At 67.5% G+C, this 19,661-nt stretch carries 18 protein-coding genes and 1 pseudogene; 12 read left to right on the top strand and 7 right to left on the bottom strand.

What is annotated here, in order from left to right; all coding sequences use genetic code 11:
- The 6 genes from K338_RS0119010 to K338_RS24070 all read right to left on the bottom strand — a co-directional run.
- A partial coding sequence (locus K338_RS0119010; RefSeq protein WP_027286747.1) for a transposase occupies positions 1-289 on the bottom strand: 289 nt, incomplete at its 3' end.
- A 136-nt stretch (positions 290-425) separates the two neighbouring features.
- A complete protein-coding gene (locus tag K338_RS24075; RefSeq protein ID WP_022919731.1) occupies positions 426-2,111 on the bottom strand; it encodes an FAD-dependent oxidoreductase in 1,686 nt (561 codons plus the stop codon).
- A gap of 48 nt (positions 2,112-2,159) precedes the next feature.
- Positions 2,160-2,975, bottom strand: a complete 816-nt coding sequence (locus K338_RS0119000; RefSeq protein ID WP_245543013.1) for a carbohydrate ABC transporter permease — start codon at positions 2,973-2,975, stop codon at positions 2,160-2,162.
- A 48-nt stretch (positions 2,976-3,023) separates the two neighbouring features.
- Positions 3,024-3,869 carry a carbohydrate ABC transporter permease gene (locus tag K338_RS0118995; RefSeq protein WP_169579594.1) on the bottom strand — a complete coding sequence of 282 codons (846 nt, stop codon included), beginning with the start codon at positions 3,867-3,869 and terminating at the stop codon, positions 3,024-3,026.
- Positions 3,870-3,951: 82 nt separating this feature from the next.
- Complete coding sequence (locus K338_RS0118990) at positions 3,952-5,244, bottom strand: ABC transporter substrate-binding protein (RefSeq protein ID WP_084481497.1); 1,293 nt, start codon at positions 5,242-5,244, stop codon at positions 3,952-3,954.
- A gap of 53 nt (positions 5,245-5,297) precedes the next feature.
- Positions 5,298-6,320: a LacI family DNA-binding transcriptional regulator gene (locus K338_RS24070; protein ID WP_040654477.1), complete on the bottom strand. Its 1,023-nt coding sequence runs from the start codon at positions 6,318-6,320 to the stop codon at positions 5,298-5,300.
- 833 nt (positions 6,321-7,153) lie between these two features.
- On the opposite strand from K338_RS24070, the gene K338_RS24865 reads away from it, so the two are divergent.
- Positions 7,154-7,873: an Rv1352/Rv1906c domain-containing protein gene (locus K338_RS24865; RefSeq protein ID WP_051155011.1), complete on the top strand. Its 720-nt coding sequence runs from the start codon at positions 7,154-7,156 to the stop codon at positions 7,871-7,873.
- Between the two features lie 79 nt (positions 7,874-7,952).
- Positions 7,953-8,462 (top strand): hypothetical protein, encoded by a 510-nt coding sequence (locus tag K338_RS24860; protein ID WP_157612652.1) that lies wholly within the window; start codon positions 7,953-7,955, stop codon positions 8,460-8,462.
- Between the two features lie 90 nt (positions 8,463-8,552).
- On the opposite strand, the gene K338_RS0118970 is transcribed toward K338_RS24860, so the two are convergent.
- A complete protein-coding gene (locus K338_RS0118970) occupies positions 8,553-8,750 on the bottom strand; it encodes a hypothetical protein (protein WP_022919727.1) in 198 nt (65 codons plus the stop codon).
- Positions 8,751-8,962: 212 nt separating this feature from the next.
- On the opposite strand from K338_RS0118970, the pseudogene K338_RS24060 reads away from it, so the two are divergent.
- The 10 genes and pseudogenes from K338_RS24060 to K338_RS24855 all read left to right on the top strand — a co-directional run.
- Positions 8,963-9,178: pseudogene (locus K338_RS24060) on the top strand (type II toxin-antitoxin system RelE/ParE family toxin); the annotation flags it as partial.
- Entirely contained in the window at positions 9,162-9,464 is a 303-nt protein-coding gene (locus tag K338_RS0118960; RefSeq protein ID WP_027287048.1) for an addiction module antidote protein, read from the top strand. The pseudogene K338_RS24060 and the gene K338_RS0118960, both read left to right, overlap by 17 nt.
- Positions 9,465-9,740: 276 nt before the next feature.
- Complete coding sequence (locus tag K338_RS0118955) at positions 9,741-10,784, top strand: LacI family DNA-binding transcriptional regulator (RefSeq protein WP_022919725.1); 1,044 nt, start codon at positions 9,741-9,743, stop codon at positions 10,782-10,784.
- Between the two features lie 162 nt (positions 10,785-10,946).
- Positions 10,947-11,687: an ABC transporter substrate-binding protein gene (locus K338_RS26320; protein ID WP_245543012.1), complete on the top strand. Its 741-nt coding sequence runs from the start codon at positions 10,947-10,949 to the stop codon at positions 11,685-11,687.
- Positions 11,688-12,007: 320 nt separating this feature from the next.
- Complete coding sequence (locus K338_RS26315) at positions 12,008-12,277, top strand: hypothetical protein (RefSeq protein ID WP_245543011.1); 270 nt, start codon at positions 12,008-12,010, stop codon at positions 12,275-12,277.
- A gap of 70 nt (positions 12,278-12,347) precedes the next feature.
- Entirely contained in the window at positions 12,348-13,319 is a 972-nt protein-coding gene (locus K338_RS0118945; RefSeq protein WP_022919724.1) for a carbohydrate ABC transporter permease, read from the top strand.
- On the top strand, positions 13,316-14,236 hold the full coding sequence (locus K338_RS0118940) for a carbohydrate ABC transporter permease (RefSeq protein ID WP_022919723.1): 921 nt from the start codon (positions 13,316-13,318) through the stop codon (positions 14,234-14,236). Before K338_RS0118945 ends, K338_RS0118940 begins: the two co-directional genes overlap by 4 nt.
- Positions 14,237-14,321: 85 nt before the next feature.
- A complete protein-coding gene (locus tag K338_RS24050; protein ID WP_022919722.1) occupies positions 14,322-16,586 on the top strand; it encodes a beta-galactosidase in 2,265 nt (754 codons plus the stop codon).
- Between the two features lie 50 nt (positions 16,587-16,636).
- Complete coding sequence (locus K338_RS0118930; protein WP_022919721.1) at positions 16,637-17,560, top strand: hypothetical protein; 924 nt, start codon at positions 16,637-16,639, stop codon at positions 17,558-17,560.
- 6 nt (positions 17,561-17,566) lie between these two features.
- Positions 17,567-19,573, top strand: coding sequence for a right-handed parallel beta-helix repeat-containing protein (locus K338_RS24855; protein WP_022919720.1), 2,007 nt, complete (start codon positions 17,567-17,569; stop codon positions 19,571-19,573).
- Positions 19,574-19,661: the final 88 nt, after the last annotated feature.

Raw genomic sequence — 19,661 nt, 5'->3', positions numbered from 1 at the left:
CGCCAGCATCAGCCTGAGCCATCAGTACCGCGTGGATCTCGTCCCACACTCCCAGCCGTGCGTAGAGGTAGTGGCGCTTCCACACCGTCTGCCAGGGTCCGAACCGCTCCCGGGGCAGATCCCGCCACGGAATACCGGTCCGAGCACGATAGATGATGCCCTCCACGATCATCCTGTTGTTCTCGAACGGATGCCCCTTACGACCCTCGTTCGAGGGCAGCAACGGCTCAATCCGCTCCCACTGCTCATCCGAAAGAGCCCGATCCCGGGACGCTGCAGTAGTAGCCATCCCTCAACCCTCAAGGCAAAACCCCCTCACATATGGGAGACACGCCCTAGCAGAGTTGCGGTCAGGACGTGACGGCGGGTAAGTGGGGTACTCATGCGAGCCTCAGTGCCCACCCGCAACTGGTCCTGGCTTGCCCTCATTGGTGAAATCCTCCCCACTTCTTGATACCGACCGAGGACACCTGCTTCTCCAGGATTGGCCCGGTGGCATCGGGCCGACCAGTGCGACGAATCTCCTCTGGCCAGGCCAGCGACACACCCAGGCGTTCGGAGAGCAGCTCCTGGAAGGCTCGCAGGTCTGCAGGTTCCTGGCGCACCTTGGCCGGACTCCGCCCGACGTTGAGGCTGTGCGCGGCAATCGCACCCGCGGCCTCGCCGATCGACCACTCAACTGGGTGCAGCCGGTAAGCGCCGTTGGTGATGTGGGTAGTGCCGATGTTCTTGTTCGCTGCAAGAAAGTTCTCGACCTGTTCCGGAATCAGCGCGCCGAGCGGGATCTGGAACGGGAACGAGGCGATGTCCACGTACGTTCGTCCTGACGTGGACGGGTGCAGGTCGATGCGGTAGAAGCCGATTCCGACACTATCGTCGAAGATCTCCGATCCGGCGCCTTCGCCCCGCATCTCGCAACCGATGTGGGCCTCTGTCACCGTGAACAGAGCTCGTATCCGTCGTGACTCTCGAATGTAAGGCTCGCGGGCTAGACCATCGCTGGTGCCTAGCACATCTCCGCGCAACTTGAGCTCGGGGTAGCCGCGGCCTCCTTCAGACCGGGGCGCCTCGGTCTGCATCCAGTACACGAACGATAGCGTGAGCTCGCGGGCGCTCCGCAGGGCCTCCTGGCGGGTCTCGTCCGACACTCCAACCAATGGGAGTTCCCAGTAGTCGATGTGCGGCCAGTTCAGCAGCGAGATGTCTCCCCCGTCGTACGAGGGCTCTAGCTGTCGTGTGGCCAGGATCCGCCGATAGTGCCACAGGTCGTGGTGCTCGCCGTGGACGGCCTCCTCGGGAGTGCCCTCGAAGAGGGGACGGTAGCGTTCCGCGAGGGTGATCGGGTGCACATCGGTCCAAGACAGCTGGGAGCCGGGCCACCGTGGGTCGACCGTGTCCCGCCAGTAGGCATAGTCCGCCGGCTTCGCGATCACATGGTTCTCACCCGCCCGATACTCCACTGCCGCGCACCAGGTGATTGCTTGCTGGTCGAGAGGATCGGCCTTCACTGGGGCATGCAGTTCGCCGGTCTCGTCCCGGGACTCCGCGCCGATCACGTGCGGGATGTCAGCAAGCTCAAGAAGGTCACCGAGCTCGGTCGCATCCAGGATCATCCGGCCGATCAGCGTTTGACGCTCACCGGTAGACCGTTCCCGAACGGTGACCGAGCGCACCTGGTTCCCGCTGCGTTCGGCTGCGACCGGCACGTGACCGAGCAGGAGGGTGAGGTCTCCCGAGGCAATATCGGGCGCAAGCATCTCACGTAGTACGGCGGCCGATACTCGTGGCTCGTGACAGAGCGCGGAGACGAACCCGGCCCCAGGGTTGAGATGCTCCTCAACGCGCGCCTGGTCGGTCAGGGGATAGTGGGCCCGATAGTGCTCACGGATCCGTTCGCGCAGTTCGCGGTAGCTCCGGGAGACGAGGTCGCTCTCGATCCATGGATGCTCGTCTGGCGGGACCGCCTGCGTAGTCATCTGGCCGCCGAGCCAGTCTCCGGCGTCCGTGAGAATCACCGTCCGTCCGAGGGCGAGTGCTGCACGAGCAGCGGCTACACCGCCGAGACCTCCTCCGATGATCAATACGTCTGCGTGGTTGCGTGGCACGTGCATGTGCTCCTTCGTTGTAATGGGTGGGGGCTCAGGCCAAGTCAGACGGACTCACCCCTTGATCCCGCCTTCGGCAAGACCGGAGATGAAGCTCCGCTGGTTGACAAGGAACACCACCAGGACAGGCAGAGTGACCAAAATCGTGGCCGCCATCAGTGCGCCGTACCGTACGTTCCCGCTAGCTGCGAAGGTGGTAATCGCCAGTTGGACGGTGACGCTCCGCTCCGACGCCGACACCACCAACGGCCAGAGGAAGTCATCCCAGACTCCGGTGAACGAGAACACCGCCACGAGCGCGAGCAGCGGTTTAGCCATCGGCAGATATATTTGGGCGAAGGTACGCAGCTCGCTGGCACCGTCGATCCTGGCAGCTTCAGCGAAACCCCGATCCATCCCGGCAAAGTACTGGCGGGAGAGAAAGATGTTCATCGTGCCCACCAGGTACGGCAGCATCAGACCACCCACCGAGTCCAGCAGGCCACTGCCCCCAGCACCGAGAAGGTCGTTACCACCTGCCAGGGGAAAGTGCCGAGCCATCAGAAACAGCGGGATCAAAGTGACCGAGACCGGGATCGCGACTGTGGAGAGCAGCACGTAGAAGAGTGGCTTGCTCCCGCGGAACGGCAGATGCGCGAAGGAGTAACCAGCGATCACGGGCACGGTGCAGTTGGTCAGCACCGCCACCACGGTCACCAACGTGGAGTTCGCAAACGCAGTGTCCAAGTTGGCCGCCTGCACAGCAATCTGAAAGTTCTCCACCGTGGGCTGCTCCGGGATGAACCGAACGCTATGGCCCTCCGGGGTGAATGCCAGGCTGATCATCCACCAGAACGGCAGCAAGACAGCAGCAGTAACAGCAGCGAGCATCACGACCCGGGGCCATGTCGGCCGACGGCGACGTCGGATTCCTAACATCTAGCTACGCCTCCCCTGGCCCGCCCGTAGAGCGACGATCGTCAGTGCCGCGATGAAGGCGAACAGCACGAACGCCATAGCCGACGCACTGCCCATCTGGTTGTATTGGAATGCTTCGGTGTAGATCAGATAGTTCACCGTGGTCGTTGTGCCATACGGGCCGCCCTGGGTCAGCACGAAGATCTCGGCGAACCCTTGAGCGAGGTAGATGATGTCCATCACGATCACGTAGGTGAGCATCGGCCGGATTCCCGGCAGCGTTACCGCGCGAAACTGCTGCCACGCGTTCGCGCCGTCCATCCGTGCCGCCTCGTAGAGGTCTTTTGGAACTGTCTGCAGGCCGGCGAGCAGGAGGACCATATTGCTGCCGAGTGCCTTCCAGATGCGCATCGCCGATACAGCGTTCAGTGCACCCGACTCCGTGGTCAGCCACCGTTGTCCTGGCTGTCCGAGCGCATCAAGCACCAGATTGACCAGCCCCACATCGGAATACATCCACAGCCAGATCATGCTGACGGCAGTCAGCGAGACGACATGCGGTACGTACAGTCCGGTTCGGAACAGTCCCACGCCGCGGAATGTCCGGTTGGAAAGTATCGCCAGCCCCAACGCGATCGCGACCGTGATCGGCAGAACCTGCAGGACGTACCGGCCGGTGACCAGCATCGCCTGACCGAACTCCGCATCGTTGACGATGGCGGCGTAGTTGTCCCAGCCGATGAAACTCGGACCGTCCCGGCTAATCGGACTGTAGGAGCTGAAGCTCAGGACAAGTCCATACAGCACCGGACCGAGCTGGAAAACCGCGACATACAGCGCTGCAGGCAGCACGAACAGCAGTCCCATCCGCGCCTGCGGGCGGCCTAACCGCATCGGGCGCTGCGGGCTAGGTGCGCTGACCAGCTCGTCTGCCCGGTGCACGGACCGATCAAGAACCCGAGGCAAGGATCCCCGCCACCTCAGTGTTCGCCTGCTCCAACGCGTCGGCGGGCTCCACCTCGCCATGCAGCGCACGCTCAAGGTGCTGTCCCATTGCGTCGCGCATCTGGGTCCAGCCCGGCACGTTCGGGTTGGGGTGCGCGCTGGGCAAAGCCTCCACAGCACGCTGCAGTTCCGGGTTGGCCGAGATGTAGTCGGAGTCGATAGAGGAGGCGTGGACCGGCAGCGCGCCGAGTGCCTCGACGTACTCCAGGTTCGTCTCCGGCTCCACCATCGCGGAGACGAAGTCCCAGGCGAGGTCGGGCACAGCGGTGTCGGCGTTGATCATCAGCCCGTTCGCCGGGCCGCCAAAAGCACCCGGCTCGGCTCCGTCAAACGCGGGCGGCGCCATCAGACGGAGGTCACGATCAGGGCCGGCTTCCTGCAACTTGATGATGTCACCGGCGTTGACTAGCTGCATCGCCGCCTGACCCGTCACCACGGGCGTCTCCGCCGGCTGGTTCGGCAGCTGCGCACCGAGGGTGTTGTCCACCGCCGACTCCCCGTCGTAGAGGCTGGCATAGAACTCGAGGGCCTCGATCGCTTCCGGTGTATCCATCGTGGCGTTGCCGTCATCACTGATGAACTCGCCCCCGTTGGACCACAGCAGCGTGCCGAAAGTCTGCTGTACGCCGATGGGATCGCTCGGAACCACCAGGCCGGCGCGACTGATCTCGCTCCCGTCACGCTCAGTGAGATCCTCGGCGACCTCGCGGACCTCTTCCCACGTTTCCGGCGGCGCCTCCGGATCCAGACCGGCTGCTTCGAAGTCAGCAGCGCTGTAGGCGATCATCCGAATGGTGGTCATCAGCGGAACCATGTACGGCGTACCGTCCACCTCGCCGCCAGGCAGGGCAGATCCCATGTCCTCGCGCTGGGTGGGGTCCATCTGATCGAGATACTCGGAGAGATCCAGTACTCGCCCATTGGCGGCAAGGTCTGCCGTCGCGGCCACACCGTGCCCGATCACGTCCGGCGCCGTACCGGCTGCAAACGCTGCATTCAACTTCGGCCCCAGGTCTGGCCAGTCAACGTAGGTGACCTCGATGTCGACCCCAGCCTCCTCCTCGAATGCCGGAACGATGCTGTTCTGCACCAGTTCCATCTCCGCCTCGGTGTTTCCCGGGAACCAGACCACCAGCTCGCTGTCGCCCTCACCTTCATTGGAACCGCATGCGGCCAGCGTCGAAATCGCAACCGCGCTGGCTATGAGACTGATAGGTACGCGCTGAACTCGTCGCATCGTGATGTCCTTCCATCATTGCGTGCCGACGTCGGTGCCGGCACGGATCCTGGTCAACTGCGCGGGCAGAAGGTCTCGCCCTCTTCGAACGTGCACGGCAGGCGCTCGTGATAGGCCGGCCCGTGCACACCGTCAATGAACTCCAGGAGCAGCTCGACAGCACGGCTGCCCATCTCCCGTCGCGGCACGCGCACATGCGTCCAGTGCCGGGAGCTCGTCGCGGGATCGGTGATCGAATCTAGGCCAATGACCGACAGGTCATCCGGGATGCGCAGGCCAGCAGCATCGCAGCGCTGTGCAACCGTCTCCAACTGGGCGGAGCCCTCTACCAGGAGCGCGGTCGCTCCACTCTCGACCATCTCCTGCACCCAGCGTTCATGTGGGCCTTCGAGGTGACCGAAGGACTGACCGGCCACGGTCAGGTCGTGCTCTTCAACGCCGCGGGCAAATCCCTCACGGCGTTCGAGTCGCGGTTCGATATAGTCGGGCAAGCCCAGGTAGGCCACGCGGCGGTGTCCAAGAGCACGCACTTGGGCGGCGACACTACGAACCGCTCCCACGTAGTCGGCGGTCACGTAGGGCCCCAGTGCGGCCGGCTTCTCCCGTCGGCCGATGAACACGAACGGGAAGCCCTCCTCGGCGAGGCGAACCAGTTCGTCGTCGTGCTGGTCGAAGCCAATGATCAGTGTGCCGTCCGCGATCTTGAGTCGATTGCGCCCTCCATCGAAGATGCTCGCCCGTCCCTGTCCGGAATGGACCGAGGTGAACAGCACCAGGTCCTGTCCAGTTCGGATCGCGCCCTGCTCGATGCCGACCAAGATCTCTTCGTAGTAGGACTCCCGGCTGGTCGGGAACAAGGACTCATAGGCGTGCACGCCAAGGAGGCAGTTACGTCCGCCCCGGAGTGCCCGGGCCGTCACGTTCGGCACATAGCCCAGTTCGCGGGCAGCCGACATGATGCGTTCCTCGGTGGCCCGGTTGATTCCATACTCGGCTGTCTTGCCGTTCAGGGTCAGGGACACCGTGGTCTGAGACACTCTCGCCAAACGAGCGATATCGCTCTGCCTCGGCCTCATCGCCTGCATGCCTCCAATTCGCATTAGATGGGCACGCTAGCAAGTACTAGCGTGACGGTCAACTATTTTTTGGCATCCAGGCTGTTCGATGTTCTAATTTGAATTAGGTGCCTGCATGTCGTCTGCAGTCACCTGAGCACAGAAGGGTCCGTCGAAGCGCTCGATGTGGGCTTCGAGATGAGCGGTCACCGAGCCATCTCGCGAGATGACCATCAGAACGAACCGCGTCAGAAAGTCGCGAGGCTGCTTCACCCAGCGGCTTCACTTGGACGCACCTGCGGCCGTCGGATGTTCGAGACCTCGTACGTCGCAACCTCGGTGGCGTATGCCGAGCTGGACGCCACTGCGGTGATGACGGACCGCTTCGCTGCCAGCACGCGGTCGCTGGCGTTCCCGACAGCACGATTCGGCGACAGCAGGTAGGAGCCCTCGATTGTCCTAGACGACGCAGACAGTTGCCTGTTCCGGCCGGTGCCACGGGCAGGCTCCGTGACGTAGAAGGTGGGCCGATCAATCATCCCTCACCTGGAACTCACTGACGGTGGAGTGGGTGCAACCGGGAACGAGGGACGCGCCAACATCTGATCGCGCTCCGACCCCTCGCCCCGACCAGCACCAACACGCCGCACCCGTCAGCAGCTGTGATACCAGTCGATCACCCGGTCGATTCCCGCGCCCCGTACGTCGCCGTACGGGGAAGGAGAGCAGCCCCTCGAGGTCGGACACCTCGGCGGACCACAGCAGCCCCCGATACACCGGGTTATCGCCCCCACTCCCCCGCGCCGGCGCCGGCTCTCCTACCGTCCAACTCCACAGACGGAAGGAACGAGACCATGGCCACCCCACCGCAGGACCCGTACCCAGACCCCATCTTCGGCTATCAGCCCGAGCAGGGCCCGGAGCCACAACCCCCGAAGCCGGCGAAGCGCCGGCGCTGGCCGTGGGCGGTCGGCATCGTGGCCGCGCTGCTCATCGGTGTGGGCATCGGCGCCAGCGGCCAGGACCCGCCGCCGGCCCAGGCGGCGGACCACAGCGACGAGCTGGCCAACCTGCAGGTCTCGTTGGAGGCCACCCAGGAGCAGCTGGAGACTGTGGGCGACCAGCGCGATGCCGCACTGGCGGACCTGGAGGCCGCGGAGGATGCCCGGGACACCGCCCGGGAGAAGCTTGCCACCGCCGAGGACGACCGGGACGCTGCGATCGCCCGCGCCGAGGATGCCGAGGGGCAGCTCGAGGGCGCCCAGGCAGAGCTCGAGGACGTCCAGGGCGAGCTCGCGGCTGCGGAGGCGGCGGCTGCCGAGGAGGAGGCACAGGCGGAGGCCGCCGGCACCCAGTTCGGCGACGGCACCTGGGTGGTCGGTCAGGACATCGAGCCCGGCGTGTACCGCAACGACGGCGGCGGCTGGTGCTACTGGGAACGGCTCTCCGGCCTGTCCGGTGAGTTCGGCGACATCATCGCCAACGGCGCCCCGGAGGGCCAGGCCGTGGTGGAGATCTCCAGCTCCGACGCCGCCTTCTCCTCCGAGGGCTGCGGCACCTGGACCCAGCAGTAGCCGGCAGCGAACCAGCGGCACGTCTCGGCCGCACCCATCCCACAGCCACGGGACACCGGTCCCGAGAAGAGAGGTCATCATGTCCGTACCGCCACCCGCACCGGGTGTCCCGCCCACACCACCGCCGACGGCGGAGCTCCCCTGGCCAGGGGAAAGCTTCGGTGCTCAGCCGGTCACCCGGCCGCGCCGGGGAGTCTTCCCGGTGCTCACTGGGCTTCTCGGGGTCGCGGTGGGAGCAGGGCTCGCCCTGGCCATTGCGCTGCCGCTGACGCTCGACGGTTCACCGTCTTCCGCGCTGCTCACCGAGGCGGTGGAGGCTTGCGACTCACCGGACGGGATCACGGTCCAGGACCACGGCGGTACCCTCGCCTTCGACCATCGCGGGGAGGACGAGGTCATCGGCGGCGACATCGCCGACATCATGTGCGTCTTCGGCGAGCTGGACATGCCCTCGCGCATCTCCACCCACATGGGGCAGACCACGTCCATGGACGGACGGCAGAGCGCCACCTGGGACGACCTGGAGATCCAGTGGTCCTACCACCCGGACCGAGGGATGGACGGGATGATCACGGTGGTCAGCGAGTAGTAGTTGCTGGCTCGAGCACACCGGTAGATCCGCGTGGGTCCGCTCCCTAGCCAGCCAGTGCGACAGCCCCTGCCGCCAGCGTCTCTGGGTTTATCGCTCGGCGTTCGTCCTGAGAACGCGCGCGAGCAGTTCCTCGCTCGCCGGGTCGCCGTCGGCTGCGGCAGCGAGCCTCTGGCGCGTCTGGCCACGCGAGGCCGCGGTACCTCTGGTGATCATTGCGTCCGAGCGAATCTCCCTCTCGTCAGCCTCCGCCCAGGCAGCAATTTCGTCGTCGGACTGATCACTCATGTCGGTCTCCTCCTCTTCGCTGACCCAACCACTATCGACGATCCGCCGTACGCCCGACAGAGGGGGCCAAGGCGGTCCTCAACGTGAGCCGCAAGGTCGCAGTGGAGATCGGCCACGGCCAGCACGGCCCCGGCGGATCACTGGCACTGGATCTGCGGCCAGGGAAAGCCCCGCCGTAGAACAGCGCTGAGCGTTGCCGTGACCGGCTCGCACATGGCAACCCAGGCGACGTGAAGACTGTAGGTCGCGGCATCTTGGAGCTGCGACTGGCCTCTGGGCCGGGCTACCGGGTCTACTACACACAACGCGGCAACCAGATCGTGCTCCTGCTGTGCGGCGGAGACAAGTCAACCCAGCAGACGGACATCACCAAGGCGCACCAGCTCGCCGCTCACTGGCACTCGAAGGAGGATGGTGACGATGGATGAGCAGATTGCCCGTTTCGACGCGGCCAACTATCTCGCCGACCTGGACGACGTCGCGGCCTACCTACAGCTCGCCCTGGAGGAGTCCACCGACGACCCGACTGCCGTGCCACGCGCCCTCGGCGTGATCGCCCGCTCGGGAAACATGAGCGACCTGGCCCGGCAGGTGGGCATGAGCCGCGACGGGCTCTACAAAGCCCTCTCCGATCACGGTAACCCCACCTGGTCGACCGTCCTCAAGGTCTCAGACGCCCTCGGACTCAAACTCACCTTCCACGCAGTCGCATAGCCGCACAATCGAACCTGCCAGATCGTGAACCGCATCCGACCTGCGTCATACCGCCGCGATCGACACAGTTGCGCCTCTTGGAGTGGGGTCGCAAGGGCAGCGAATCGCCGCGTTGATCTGCTGCCGCCACGGCGAGCTCGACCGCGCACCGCCAGCGACTCATCGCACACCTGACCAGAACCGGGGGAAGCGCTCTGGATCCAGAAGCCGGTAGAGTCAAACGCGCTGCGGATGCACCGCCATGGACTTCGACCACGTTGAGACGAGGGTGATCTCATGACTGAGGCGGCCCCTCGGCCTCTTCCTCCCGTTCGCGGCGTCACGATGGCCGACGTGGCGCGCGTGGCGGGAGTCTCGCGCGGAACGGTCTCCCGGTACGTGCGCAAGACGGGATACGTCTCCAGCAGGGCAGCGAAGAGCATCGAGGCAGCGATCCACGAGACCGGGTACGTGCCGAACGTGGCCGCCCGCTCGTTGGCGGGAATGCGCGCACGCAACATCGCACTGGTCATCCACCAGGACGCCACGCTCTTCGCCGAGGACCCCAACCTGATGGGGATGATGGTCGGCGCCAACCAGTTCCTCACCACGCACGACCACCAGCTCCTGGTGATGATCCATCCGGAGCAGGGCGGGCTCACCCGGTTCAAGAACGCTCTCTACGGCGGGTTCCTCGACGGCATCATGCTCGCCGCCCCACGGATCGGCGACCCGCTCGTCGGCCTCATCCAGGAGTCCGGCCTGCCGGCATCGCTCGTCGGGGCGCGAGCCGAGGGGCTGACCATCCCGGTCGTCGACGTCGACAACTACACCGGCGCCTACGAGATGGTCACCTACCTGCTCGACCGGGCCCCGAAGCCGGCGAAGCGGGTGGCGATGATCGCGGGCCCGCGCGACACCACCGCGGCTCAGGACCGGCGGCAGGCCTTCGTGGACTGCCTCGAGGCCCGAGCGATCGAGCCGATCGTGGAGGTCAGCGAGCACTGGAGCCATGACAGCGGCCTCGTCGCGGCGCGCGCTCTCCTCGATGCCCACCCCGACGTCGACACGGTGTTCTGCGCCAACGACTCGCTCGCCGCCGCCGTCATGACCGTGCTCCAGGATCGTGGCCGCACGGTGCCCGACGACGTGCGGGTGGCCGGCTTCGACGACTCCCGCTGGGCCATGTCCACCACTCCGCACCTGACCACGGTCGCCCAGCCGGCGGAGGCGATGGGCGTAGCCCTGGCCGAGCTCGTCGTGCGCCAGCTCGGGGGCGAGTCCCTCGGTGGTCAGCTGTTCCTGCAGTCCACGCAGATCGTCGTCAGAGGGAGCGCCTGAGCGACGTCCCGGCCCCGGCAGAGAGCCGATCACCCCTCGACAGATGGGCGGGTTCCGTTCTGCTAAGGTGCGATGTGTGCGCGCGAACACATCGGTGGTCGCACCGCACGTAGAAGCCTGGTGACGTACCGGGTGTCCCACTCTCATCGAAGAGGTCTGCAGATGAAAACAGCACAACGCACCCGTCCCGCCGCGTTGCTCAGCACCGTCGCGATCCTCTCGCTCGCCCTGGCGGCGTGCGGGTCGTCCGACGACGAGTCCACGGACCCCGGAGCGGGTGCCGCCGCGGACGGCGCTCCCGTCCAGATCGAATACCTGCACCGCCTCCCGGACGGGGACGGCATGGTCAAGGTGGCCGACCTGGTGGCGGAGTGGAACGAGAACAACCCGGACATCCAGGTCAGCGCCACCAAGTTCGACGGTGACGCCGGCGAGATGAACAAGAAGCTCGAGACCGACGTCAACGCCGGCGTCGGCCTGTGCCTGGCCCAGGCGGACTACGCGCAGGTCCCCGAGATGTACGCCAAGGGCCTGACCACCGACGTCACCGAGTTCGCCGAGCAGTACCAGGACAACTACTCCGCAGCCTTCGACGCGGTGCGCGTGGGCGAGAGCATCGTCGGCCTTCCACAGGACACCGGGCCCCTGGTGTACTACTACAACGCCGCCGAGTTCGACCGGCTGGGCCTGACCGTGCCGACCACCGCCGAGGAGTTCATCGCCACCGCGCAGGAGGCCGCTGCCGAAGGCAAGTACATCGCCGCCTTCCAGCCCGACGAGACGCGCCTGTGGCTCTCGGGTCAGGCCGCCGCCGCCGGGTCGCAGTGGTACACCGCCGAGGACGACCAGTGGGTGGTCGACGTCAACGACGAGGGCTCCCAGCGAGTGGCCGACTTCTGGTAGGAGCTCTTCGACACCGAGGCCACCGTCTCCCTCGAACGGTGGAGCGACGGCTTCAGCAGCGCCCTGGTCGAGCAGGAGCTCATCGGCACCATCGGTGCTGCCTGGGAGGCGCCGCTGCTGGCGGACACCATGGCCGGGACCGACAACGACGGCGAATGGGCCGTCACCCAGCTCTTCGACTTCGGTGCCGGGGACATCACCGGACCCGACGGCGGGTCCGCCGTCGTCGTCCTCTCCGGCTGCGAGCACCCCGCCGAGGCGATGGAGTCCTCAACTGGTTCAACTCCCAGACCGACGCCCTGGTCTCCCAGGGTCTCGTCGTGGCCTCGACCGCCGGGGAGATGACCACACCGGACAGCCTCGCCTCGTTCTACGGTGACCAGGACGTGTTCGCCGAGCTGGCGGAGGCCAACGAGCGCCTCTCCACCGACTGGACCTACATGCCGTTCTTCTCCTCCGTCGAGGGTCCGATGCGGGAGGCCGCTGCGGCCGCGGGCGCCGGCGAGGGCCCGATGAGCGCCGTGTTCGAAGCGGGTCAGACGCAGTCGGTCGCCACGCTGACCGAGGCGAACATCCCCGTCGCCGAGTAGCACCCCCACCTGCGTCGGGGCGTGAGCCTGTTCGCTCCCGCCCCGACGCCACCCTTCGAAGGACACGAGAATGGCAACGACCACCCCTGCGGCGCCCGCTACGGACGTGCCCGCGCGCGGACCGGCCAGACGCCGGCTCCGGCAAGGCCGGGCCGAGGCACGCGCCGGATGGGCCTTCCTCCTGCCGTTCGGCGTGATGTTCACCCTGGTGTTCCTCGTCCCGATCGTCATCGCGCTGCGCGCCTCGCTCTTCAAGAGCGTGGCCTCCGGTGGCGGCCTCTACGGTGGCGGGGAGCTCGTCGAGTCGTTCGTCGGGCTCGGCAACTACGTCGACGTCCTCACCAACGAACGGTTCTGGGCGGGCATGGGCCGCGTGGTCCTCTACGCCGCGTTCCAGATCCCGGTGATGATCATGCTGGCACTGGCCATCGCCCTGCTGCTGGACTCCCTGCTCGTGCGCCGCGTCGGTGCCCTGCGGCTGTCGGTCTTCCTGCCCTACGCGATCCCCGGCGTCGTGGCCGCGATGGTGTGGCTCTACCTGTACTCCCCGGAGATCTCGCCGTTCGTCAAGCTCGCCGCCTCGTTGGGCTTCGACCTGAACTTCATGGGCAGCACCGCGATCCTCGCCTCGATGGCCAACATGACGACGTGGACCTACACCGGCTACAACATGCTGATCTTCCTCGCCGCGCTCCAGGCCATACCGCACGACATCTACTCCGCCGCGCGCATCGACGGCGCTTCCAGCTGGCAGATCGTGCGGCACATCAAGGTCCCGCTCGTGCGCGGCGCCTCGCTGCTCGCCGTCCTGCTCTCCATCATCGGCACGGTGCAGCTGTTCAACGAACCCACCATCATGGCCACGGCCAACTCCTGGATGGGCGCCGACTACACGCCGATGATGATGGCGTACAACACGATGATGGGCGAGAGCTCCCCTTCCGGTGACGGTCCCGCCTCCGCCATCTCGATCGTCATGGCCATCTTCTCGGGCCTGCTTGCCGTGGTCTACACCCTGCTCCAGCGGAAGGCCGACCGATGACCACCACCCTGGCAACACCCGCACCCCGGCGCACGATCGCCCAGCTGCTCGCCCCGACCACCGGGGACGAGCCGCCGCGGTCGCTGGCCCCCCGCCGTCGGGCCCGCATCATCACCGTCGTGGTGCTCACCGTCACGCTGCTGTACTTCCTGTTCCCGATCTTCTGGGTGATCATCGCCTCGAGCAAGTCCAACGCCGACCTCATCGCCAGCAACAGCCTGTGGTTCGCCGACATCCAGTACGCGCAGAACTACGAGAAGCTCATCAGCTGGACCCAGGGGCACTTCTGGCGCTGGGTGGCCAACTCCGTGCTCTACTCCGGGGCAGCCGGGGTCATCGGGACGCTGATCAGCGTCTCGGCCGGCTACTCGCTGGCGAAGTTCCGCTACCGCGGCCGGGGCCTGGCGACCGGTGTCATCATGGCCGGCCTGCTCATGCCGGTCGCCCTGCTGACGATCCCGCTGTACGTCGTGTTCAACGGCATCGAGCTGACCAACACGATCTGGGCCATCATCATCCCCAGCTGCGTCTCCCCGTTCGGGGTGTTCCTGGGACGCATCTACGCCCAGACCTCGGTCCCGACCGAGCTCATGGAGGCGGCACGGCTCGACGGCGCGTCAGAGCTCCGGATCTTCGCCACCATCGTGCTGCGTCTGCTGGCGCCGGCGATGGTGACCATCTTCCTGTTCATCTTCGTGGCCACCTGGAACAACTTCCTCCTGCCACTGATGATGATCAGCTCGCCCGAGCTCAAGCCGGTCACCCTCGGCCTGTACGGGATGATGAGCTACTTCGCACCCCAGAAGGGTGCCGTGATGATGGGCGCGCTCCTCGGCGTCCTGCCGGTCATCGTCCTGTTCCTCGGGCTCCAGCGCTACTGGCAGGCCGGTCTGGCCGCTGGAGCCGTCAAGAGCTGACCCCTCCCCTCCTTCCAAGGACCCGGCCCCGAGCCGGTCGATACCAACGGCCGCGCCCGGCGCGAAGCATGACGAAAGGTGCTCCATGGCATCCGCCACGATCCTTCCCCTCGACTCCGTCGCCTACGGCGGGGACTACAACCCGGAGCAGTGGGACGCCGAGACCTTCGAACGGGACCTCGAACTCATGCGGGCCGCCGGGGTGAACCTCGTCAGTCTGGGGATCTTCTCGTGGGCGTCCCTGGAACCGACCGAGGGCACCTACGACCTCGACTGGCTCGCCGCCATCATCGACCGCCTGCACGCCGCAGGCATCAGCGTGGACCTGGCCACCGGGACTGCCTCACCGCCGGTCTGGATGGCGCGCCGCTATCCGCAGTCGCTGCCGGTGACTCGTGAGGGTGTGCGCCTGGAGTTCGGTTCCCGGCAGCAGTACTCGCCGTCGTCCTCGGTGTACCGGCGCGCCTCGGCCGCACTGGCGGGCGTGCTCGCCCAGCGCTTCGGCGACCACCCGGGGGTGGTCATGTGGCACGTGAACAACGAGTACGGCTGCCACGTGAGCGAGTGCTTCGGCGAGGAGTCCCGGGCAGCGTTCCGCAGCTGGCTGCAGGACCGGTACCAGACCATCGAGGCGCTGAACGAGGCGTGGGGGACCGCCTTCTGGTCCCAGCGGTACGCCGACTTCGCCGAGGTGGAACCGCCGGCCACCATGCCGACCCTGCACAACCCGTCCCAGCTGCTCGACTGGCGCCGCTTCAACAACCACCAGCTCCTCGGCTGCCTGCTCGGGGAGATCGAGAGCATCCGCGCGCACTCCGACCGCCCGATCACTACCAACTTCATGGGCGCCTTCCCGCCGCTGGACTATGTGCAGTGGGCCCAGCACCTGGACATCGTCTCCGACGACCACTACCCCGACCCGGCACGCCCGTCGGGTGCGTGGGACGTCGCCTGGCAGTCCGACCTGATGCGCGGCCTGGGCGATGGCCGCCCGTTCCTCCTCATGGAGCAGACCACCGACGCCGTGCAGTGGCGGACCCGCAACTCCCCCAAGCGCCCCGGACAGTACGAGCTGTGGTCGCTCCAGCGGGTCGCGCACGGGGCCGACGGGATCCTGCAGTTCCAGTGGCGGCAGTCGCGTCGCGGGGCCGAGACGTTCCACGGCGGCATGGTGCCGCACGCGGGCCGGGCCGGGCGGACCTGGCCGGCGGTCGTGGGGCTGGGTGAGACGCTCGGGCGGCTCGGGCCCGTGGTCGGTGCGCGGACCGAGGCGCAGGTCGCGGTCCTCGTCGACTGGCAGTCCAACTGGGCACTGCAGGCGGCGATCGGACCCGCCACCGAGGAGACCGACTTCGCCGGCGCCAAGGCCTGGCACCGCACCTGGTGGGAGCTCGGGTACGCCGTGGACGTCGTCGGGACCGCGGCGGACCTGACCGGCTACCGGGTGGTCGTCGTCCCGCAGATCTTCATCGAGGACGCCGAGCTCGCGCGCAGGCTCACCGAGTTCGTCGCCCAGGGCGGCCAGGTCATCGTCACAGCGCGCAGTTTCGTCGTGGACCCCACGATGGCCGCGGTCCTCGGCGGGTACCTCGGCTCGCTGCGCGAGCTGCTCGGAGTGGGGGTGACCGACGTCGTCGCCGCGACCGGCACACCGGCCAACGACGGCGAGAACGTCGCCGGGTACGTCGAGGAACCACTCACCCCCGTGCACCGGATCAGCACCGCCGTGCGCACGCCCGGCGGATGCGACGTCACCGGCGTCGACGTGGTGGACGAGGACCTGGCCCGCGCCGTGCGCGACCTCACCGGGGCAGCGGAGGACGGCCTGCCCGTGGCCGGCGGACGCTGGGCCGAGGTGCTGGCCCCGGCGGGTGACCCCGCCTACGACTACGACAGCGGGGCGGCCGCACGCAGCCGGGAGACCGGCGTCGACGTCCTCGCCCGCTTCACCGCCGAGGGTGGCGGGGCCGACCTCACCGGCCTGCCCGCGATCACCCGCGCCAGCCACGGCTCAGGCAGCGCCTACTACGTGGCGACCGACCTCGACCCCGTCGGACGCGCCGGCCTGGCCACCCTGGTGGCCCAGCGCGGGGCAGTGGCCCCGGTGCTGGCGGACCTGCCGGAAGGCGTGGAGGCACAGCGGCGCGGCGAGCACCTCTTCGTGCTCAACCATGGCGACGAGCAGGTCGTCGTCCCCGGTGTCACCGGCCTCGACCTCACCACCGGTGAGCACCTCGACGGCGAGCTGACCCTGCCGGCCCGCACCGCACGCGTCGTCGAGCCGACCCCGGCGTCGCCGACCTCCGAACCGGCTTCCGCACCGCTGACCTCCGCCCTGCCTTCCCGGTAGGCGCACCCGCACACACCGATCACCGACCGACCCGTCGAGGAGGACCACTCGTGTCTCACCCATCCGCCCGCCGGCAACGCCGCGCCGTTGCGACAGCCGGCACCGGGCTGCTGCTGGCCGCCGGCCTGCTGGCGCCCGCTGCGTCCGCCGAGGTCGCCGACCTGCCCGAGGGCGTGCCGTCCAACGAGCTGCTGCTGCCGCACGCACTCGATGACCGGGTCGCCGACGACGGCGTCACCCCGATCGCGGTGCGCGCCACCGACGCCGCGGGCGAGGAGATCGTCTACGGCGCACGGCCCTCGACCACACCGCCGGTGGCAGACCTCGACGCCGCGGTCACCGGAACCCGCTACTTCGTCGACTGCTCGGCGCCGGAGGACGGCACCGGCGAGCAGGACTCCCCGTTCGCTGATCTCGAGGCGATCAACGCCGTCGAGCTGGACCCTGGTGACCAGGTGCTCTTCCGTCGTGGCGCGACCTGCACCGGCATGTTCCAGCCCCAGGGCTCGGGCACGGCCGAGGACCCGGTCGTGGTCGACGCCTATGACGCCGAGGCCGACGCGATGGCCCGGATCGATGCTGCCGGCGAGCCCCAGGCGGTCTACCTGCACAACGTCGAGCACTACGAGGTGCGCAACCTCGAGCTGACGAACTTCACCGACGACGAGCGCGACTTCGCGTCCGGTTCGGTGCGGCGCGGGCTGACGGTGGCCATCGAGGACATCGGCGTGGGTCAGGGGTACACGATCACCGACCTGTACATCCACACCGTCCGCGGGGAGAACAAGAAGGACAACGGCGGCTCGGGCGGCATCCAGCTCGAGGTGCACGGCTCGCAGACGCCGACGAAGTACCGCGACGTGGAGATCGCCCACAACACGGTCCGCGACACCAACCGTTCGGGCATCAACATGTCCACCACGTGGTGGGGCCGGCCCGAGGTGCAGTCCACCGACGGCAACTACTACGCCTGAGACCCGATGTACATCCACGACAACTTCGTCACCGACGTGGGTGGCGACGGGATCGTGCTGCAGTACGCCTCGGGCTCGCGCGTGGAGCACAACACGGTGGAGGACGTGGCCAACACCAAGGACGGCCAGTCGATGAACGGCGCGAACGCGGCGGTGTGGCCGTGGAACGCCGATGACGTCTCCTTCCGCTACAACCACGTCTTCGGCACCGTGCGCGGCGAGGACAACAACGACGGCCAGGCCTTCGACGCCGACTTCGGCGGCACCGGCAACCTCTACGAGCACAACCTCTCGCACGATAACGAGGGCGGGTTCATGCTCTTCTGCGGCTGCTGGGGCCTGACCACGGACACCGTGGTGCGCTACAACGTCTCGCTGAACGACGGCCGCCCGGTGCCGCTGGCCGACGGCTCGACCGGGATCGCGCGCACCTTCTTCATGGCCGGGCAGGCAGACGGGCAGGTCTACAACAACAGCTTCCTGCTGCCCTCGGTGCCCGTGGACATCGCCCACCCGGACAACTACCTGGCCGACAGCGCCGTGTTCGCCAACAACGTCTTCCTCGCCCAGGAGGAGACCGAGGTCCAGGAGACGGCCACGGCGGTGGACGGTGCGACGATCGTCTGGCGCAACAACGTCTTCGGCGGCAGCGACGAGGGCTGGCCCGAGGTCAACGCGGAGCAGGACAACCTCGTGCTGCCGGAGCTGACCCTGGCCGACGGTGTGGGCCTGGAGCGGCTGCAGCTGACCGCCGCGCAGGGTGTCGGTGCACCGATCGCGCCCGAAGGAGTCCTCGACTTCGTCGGCAACCCGGTGCCGTCGGTGACGAGTCCCGACGCTGGGGCGTTCCAGCTGACTCCCGTGGGGCCGCAGGTCACGGTCGCCGACGGCGGCTTCGAGCTCGACCCCGCCGAGGACCACTGGCAGCTCGAGGGTCCGGCCCAGCGGGTGGATGAGGGGCAACGCACCGGTCACGCCGCACTGGCCGTCGACGAAGGCGGATCGGCGACGACGACGGTGCCTGTGGCGGTCAACCGCACCTACCGGCTCGTGGCCGCCGTCTCCGGCGACGACGGCGAGTCGCTGCCGACCGTCTCGCTCACCCTGCCCTCGGGAGCCGTGGCCACCGCCGAGCCGCTGCCGGAGGCCGAACCGGACGAGGACGGGTATGTCCCCGTGGCCGTGACCGCGCGCACGTCCACGGATGCGACGACGCTCGACATCACGGTCGAGGGCCAGGGACTGGTTGACGACGTCGCGCTGCTTCCCGTGGACGACGTCATGGTCGACGGCTCCTTCGAGGCCACCCGCAACACCGTGTGGCAGGAGAACAACGCCGACACCTGGAGCGAGTTCGCTCGGTCCACCGACGCCACGAGCGGTTCGCTCGCCAGCCCGGTGACGCCGGAGGTACCGGCGGTGAACCGCTTCACCTACGTGGAGCCGGGCGAGGAGTACGAGCTCGGCGTGTTCGCCAAGGCCGCCGACGGCGAGTCGGTGACGCTCGAGTGGAGCAACGCCGAGGACGATGAGGCCCAGGTGTCGGCGAGCTCGACGCAGTGGGAGCGCGTGGCCGTCCCGCTTAGCTCGAGCACCGCGCAGCTGACCGTGGCCTGCCGCGGCAGTGGGGTGTGCGACGACATGACGCTCACCGCCGCCTGGGACGGCTTGCTGCCGCCGATCGAGCCGGTCGACGGGGAGGACCCCACCGAGGAACCCACGGACGAGCCGACCGATGAGCCGACGGACGAGCCCACTGAGGAGCCGTCGCCCGAGCCGACCGACGAGCCGACCGAGGACCCGTCATCGGAGCCGACCGGGACCCCGACACAGGACCCGGACGAGCCGACACCGACGGCTGATGCCTCGACTCGACCGAGCGGTGCCGAACCGGGCGATGACCAGGGCAGCCTGCCGAGTACCGGTGCCCAGATCGGGACCGCGCTCGTGGCCGCCGTCGTCCTGCTCACTGCCGGTACCGCGCTGGTCCTGCGGCGACGCCAGAGCTCCTAGGTGTACCCGGCCAGGAGGTTGGTTACAGGCGGCTGGTGGGAGGTAGTCCACCGAGTGCGCTGTGGCCACGGACAGTGTTGTAAGTTTC

Source organism: Ruania albidiflava DSM 18029, assembly GCF_000421225.1.
Classification (GTDB): domain Bacteria; phylum Actinomycetota; class Actinomycetes; order Actinomycetales; family Beutenbergiaceae; genus Ruania; species Ruania albidiflava.
Note: the sequence above shows the minus strand (reverse complement) of the source record. Positions and strands in the feature narration are given on the sequence as shown.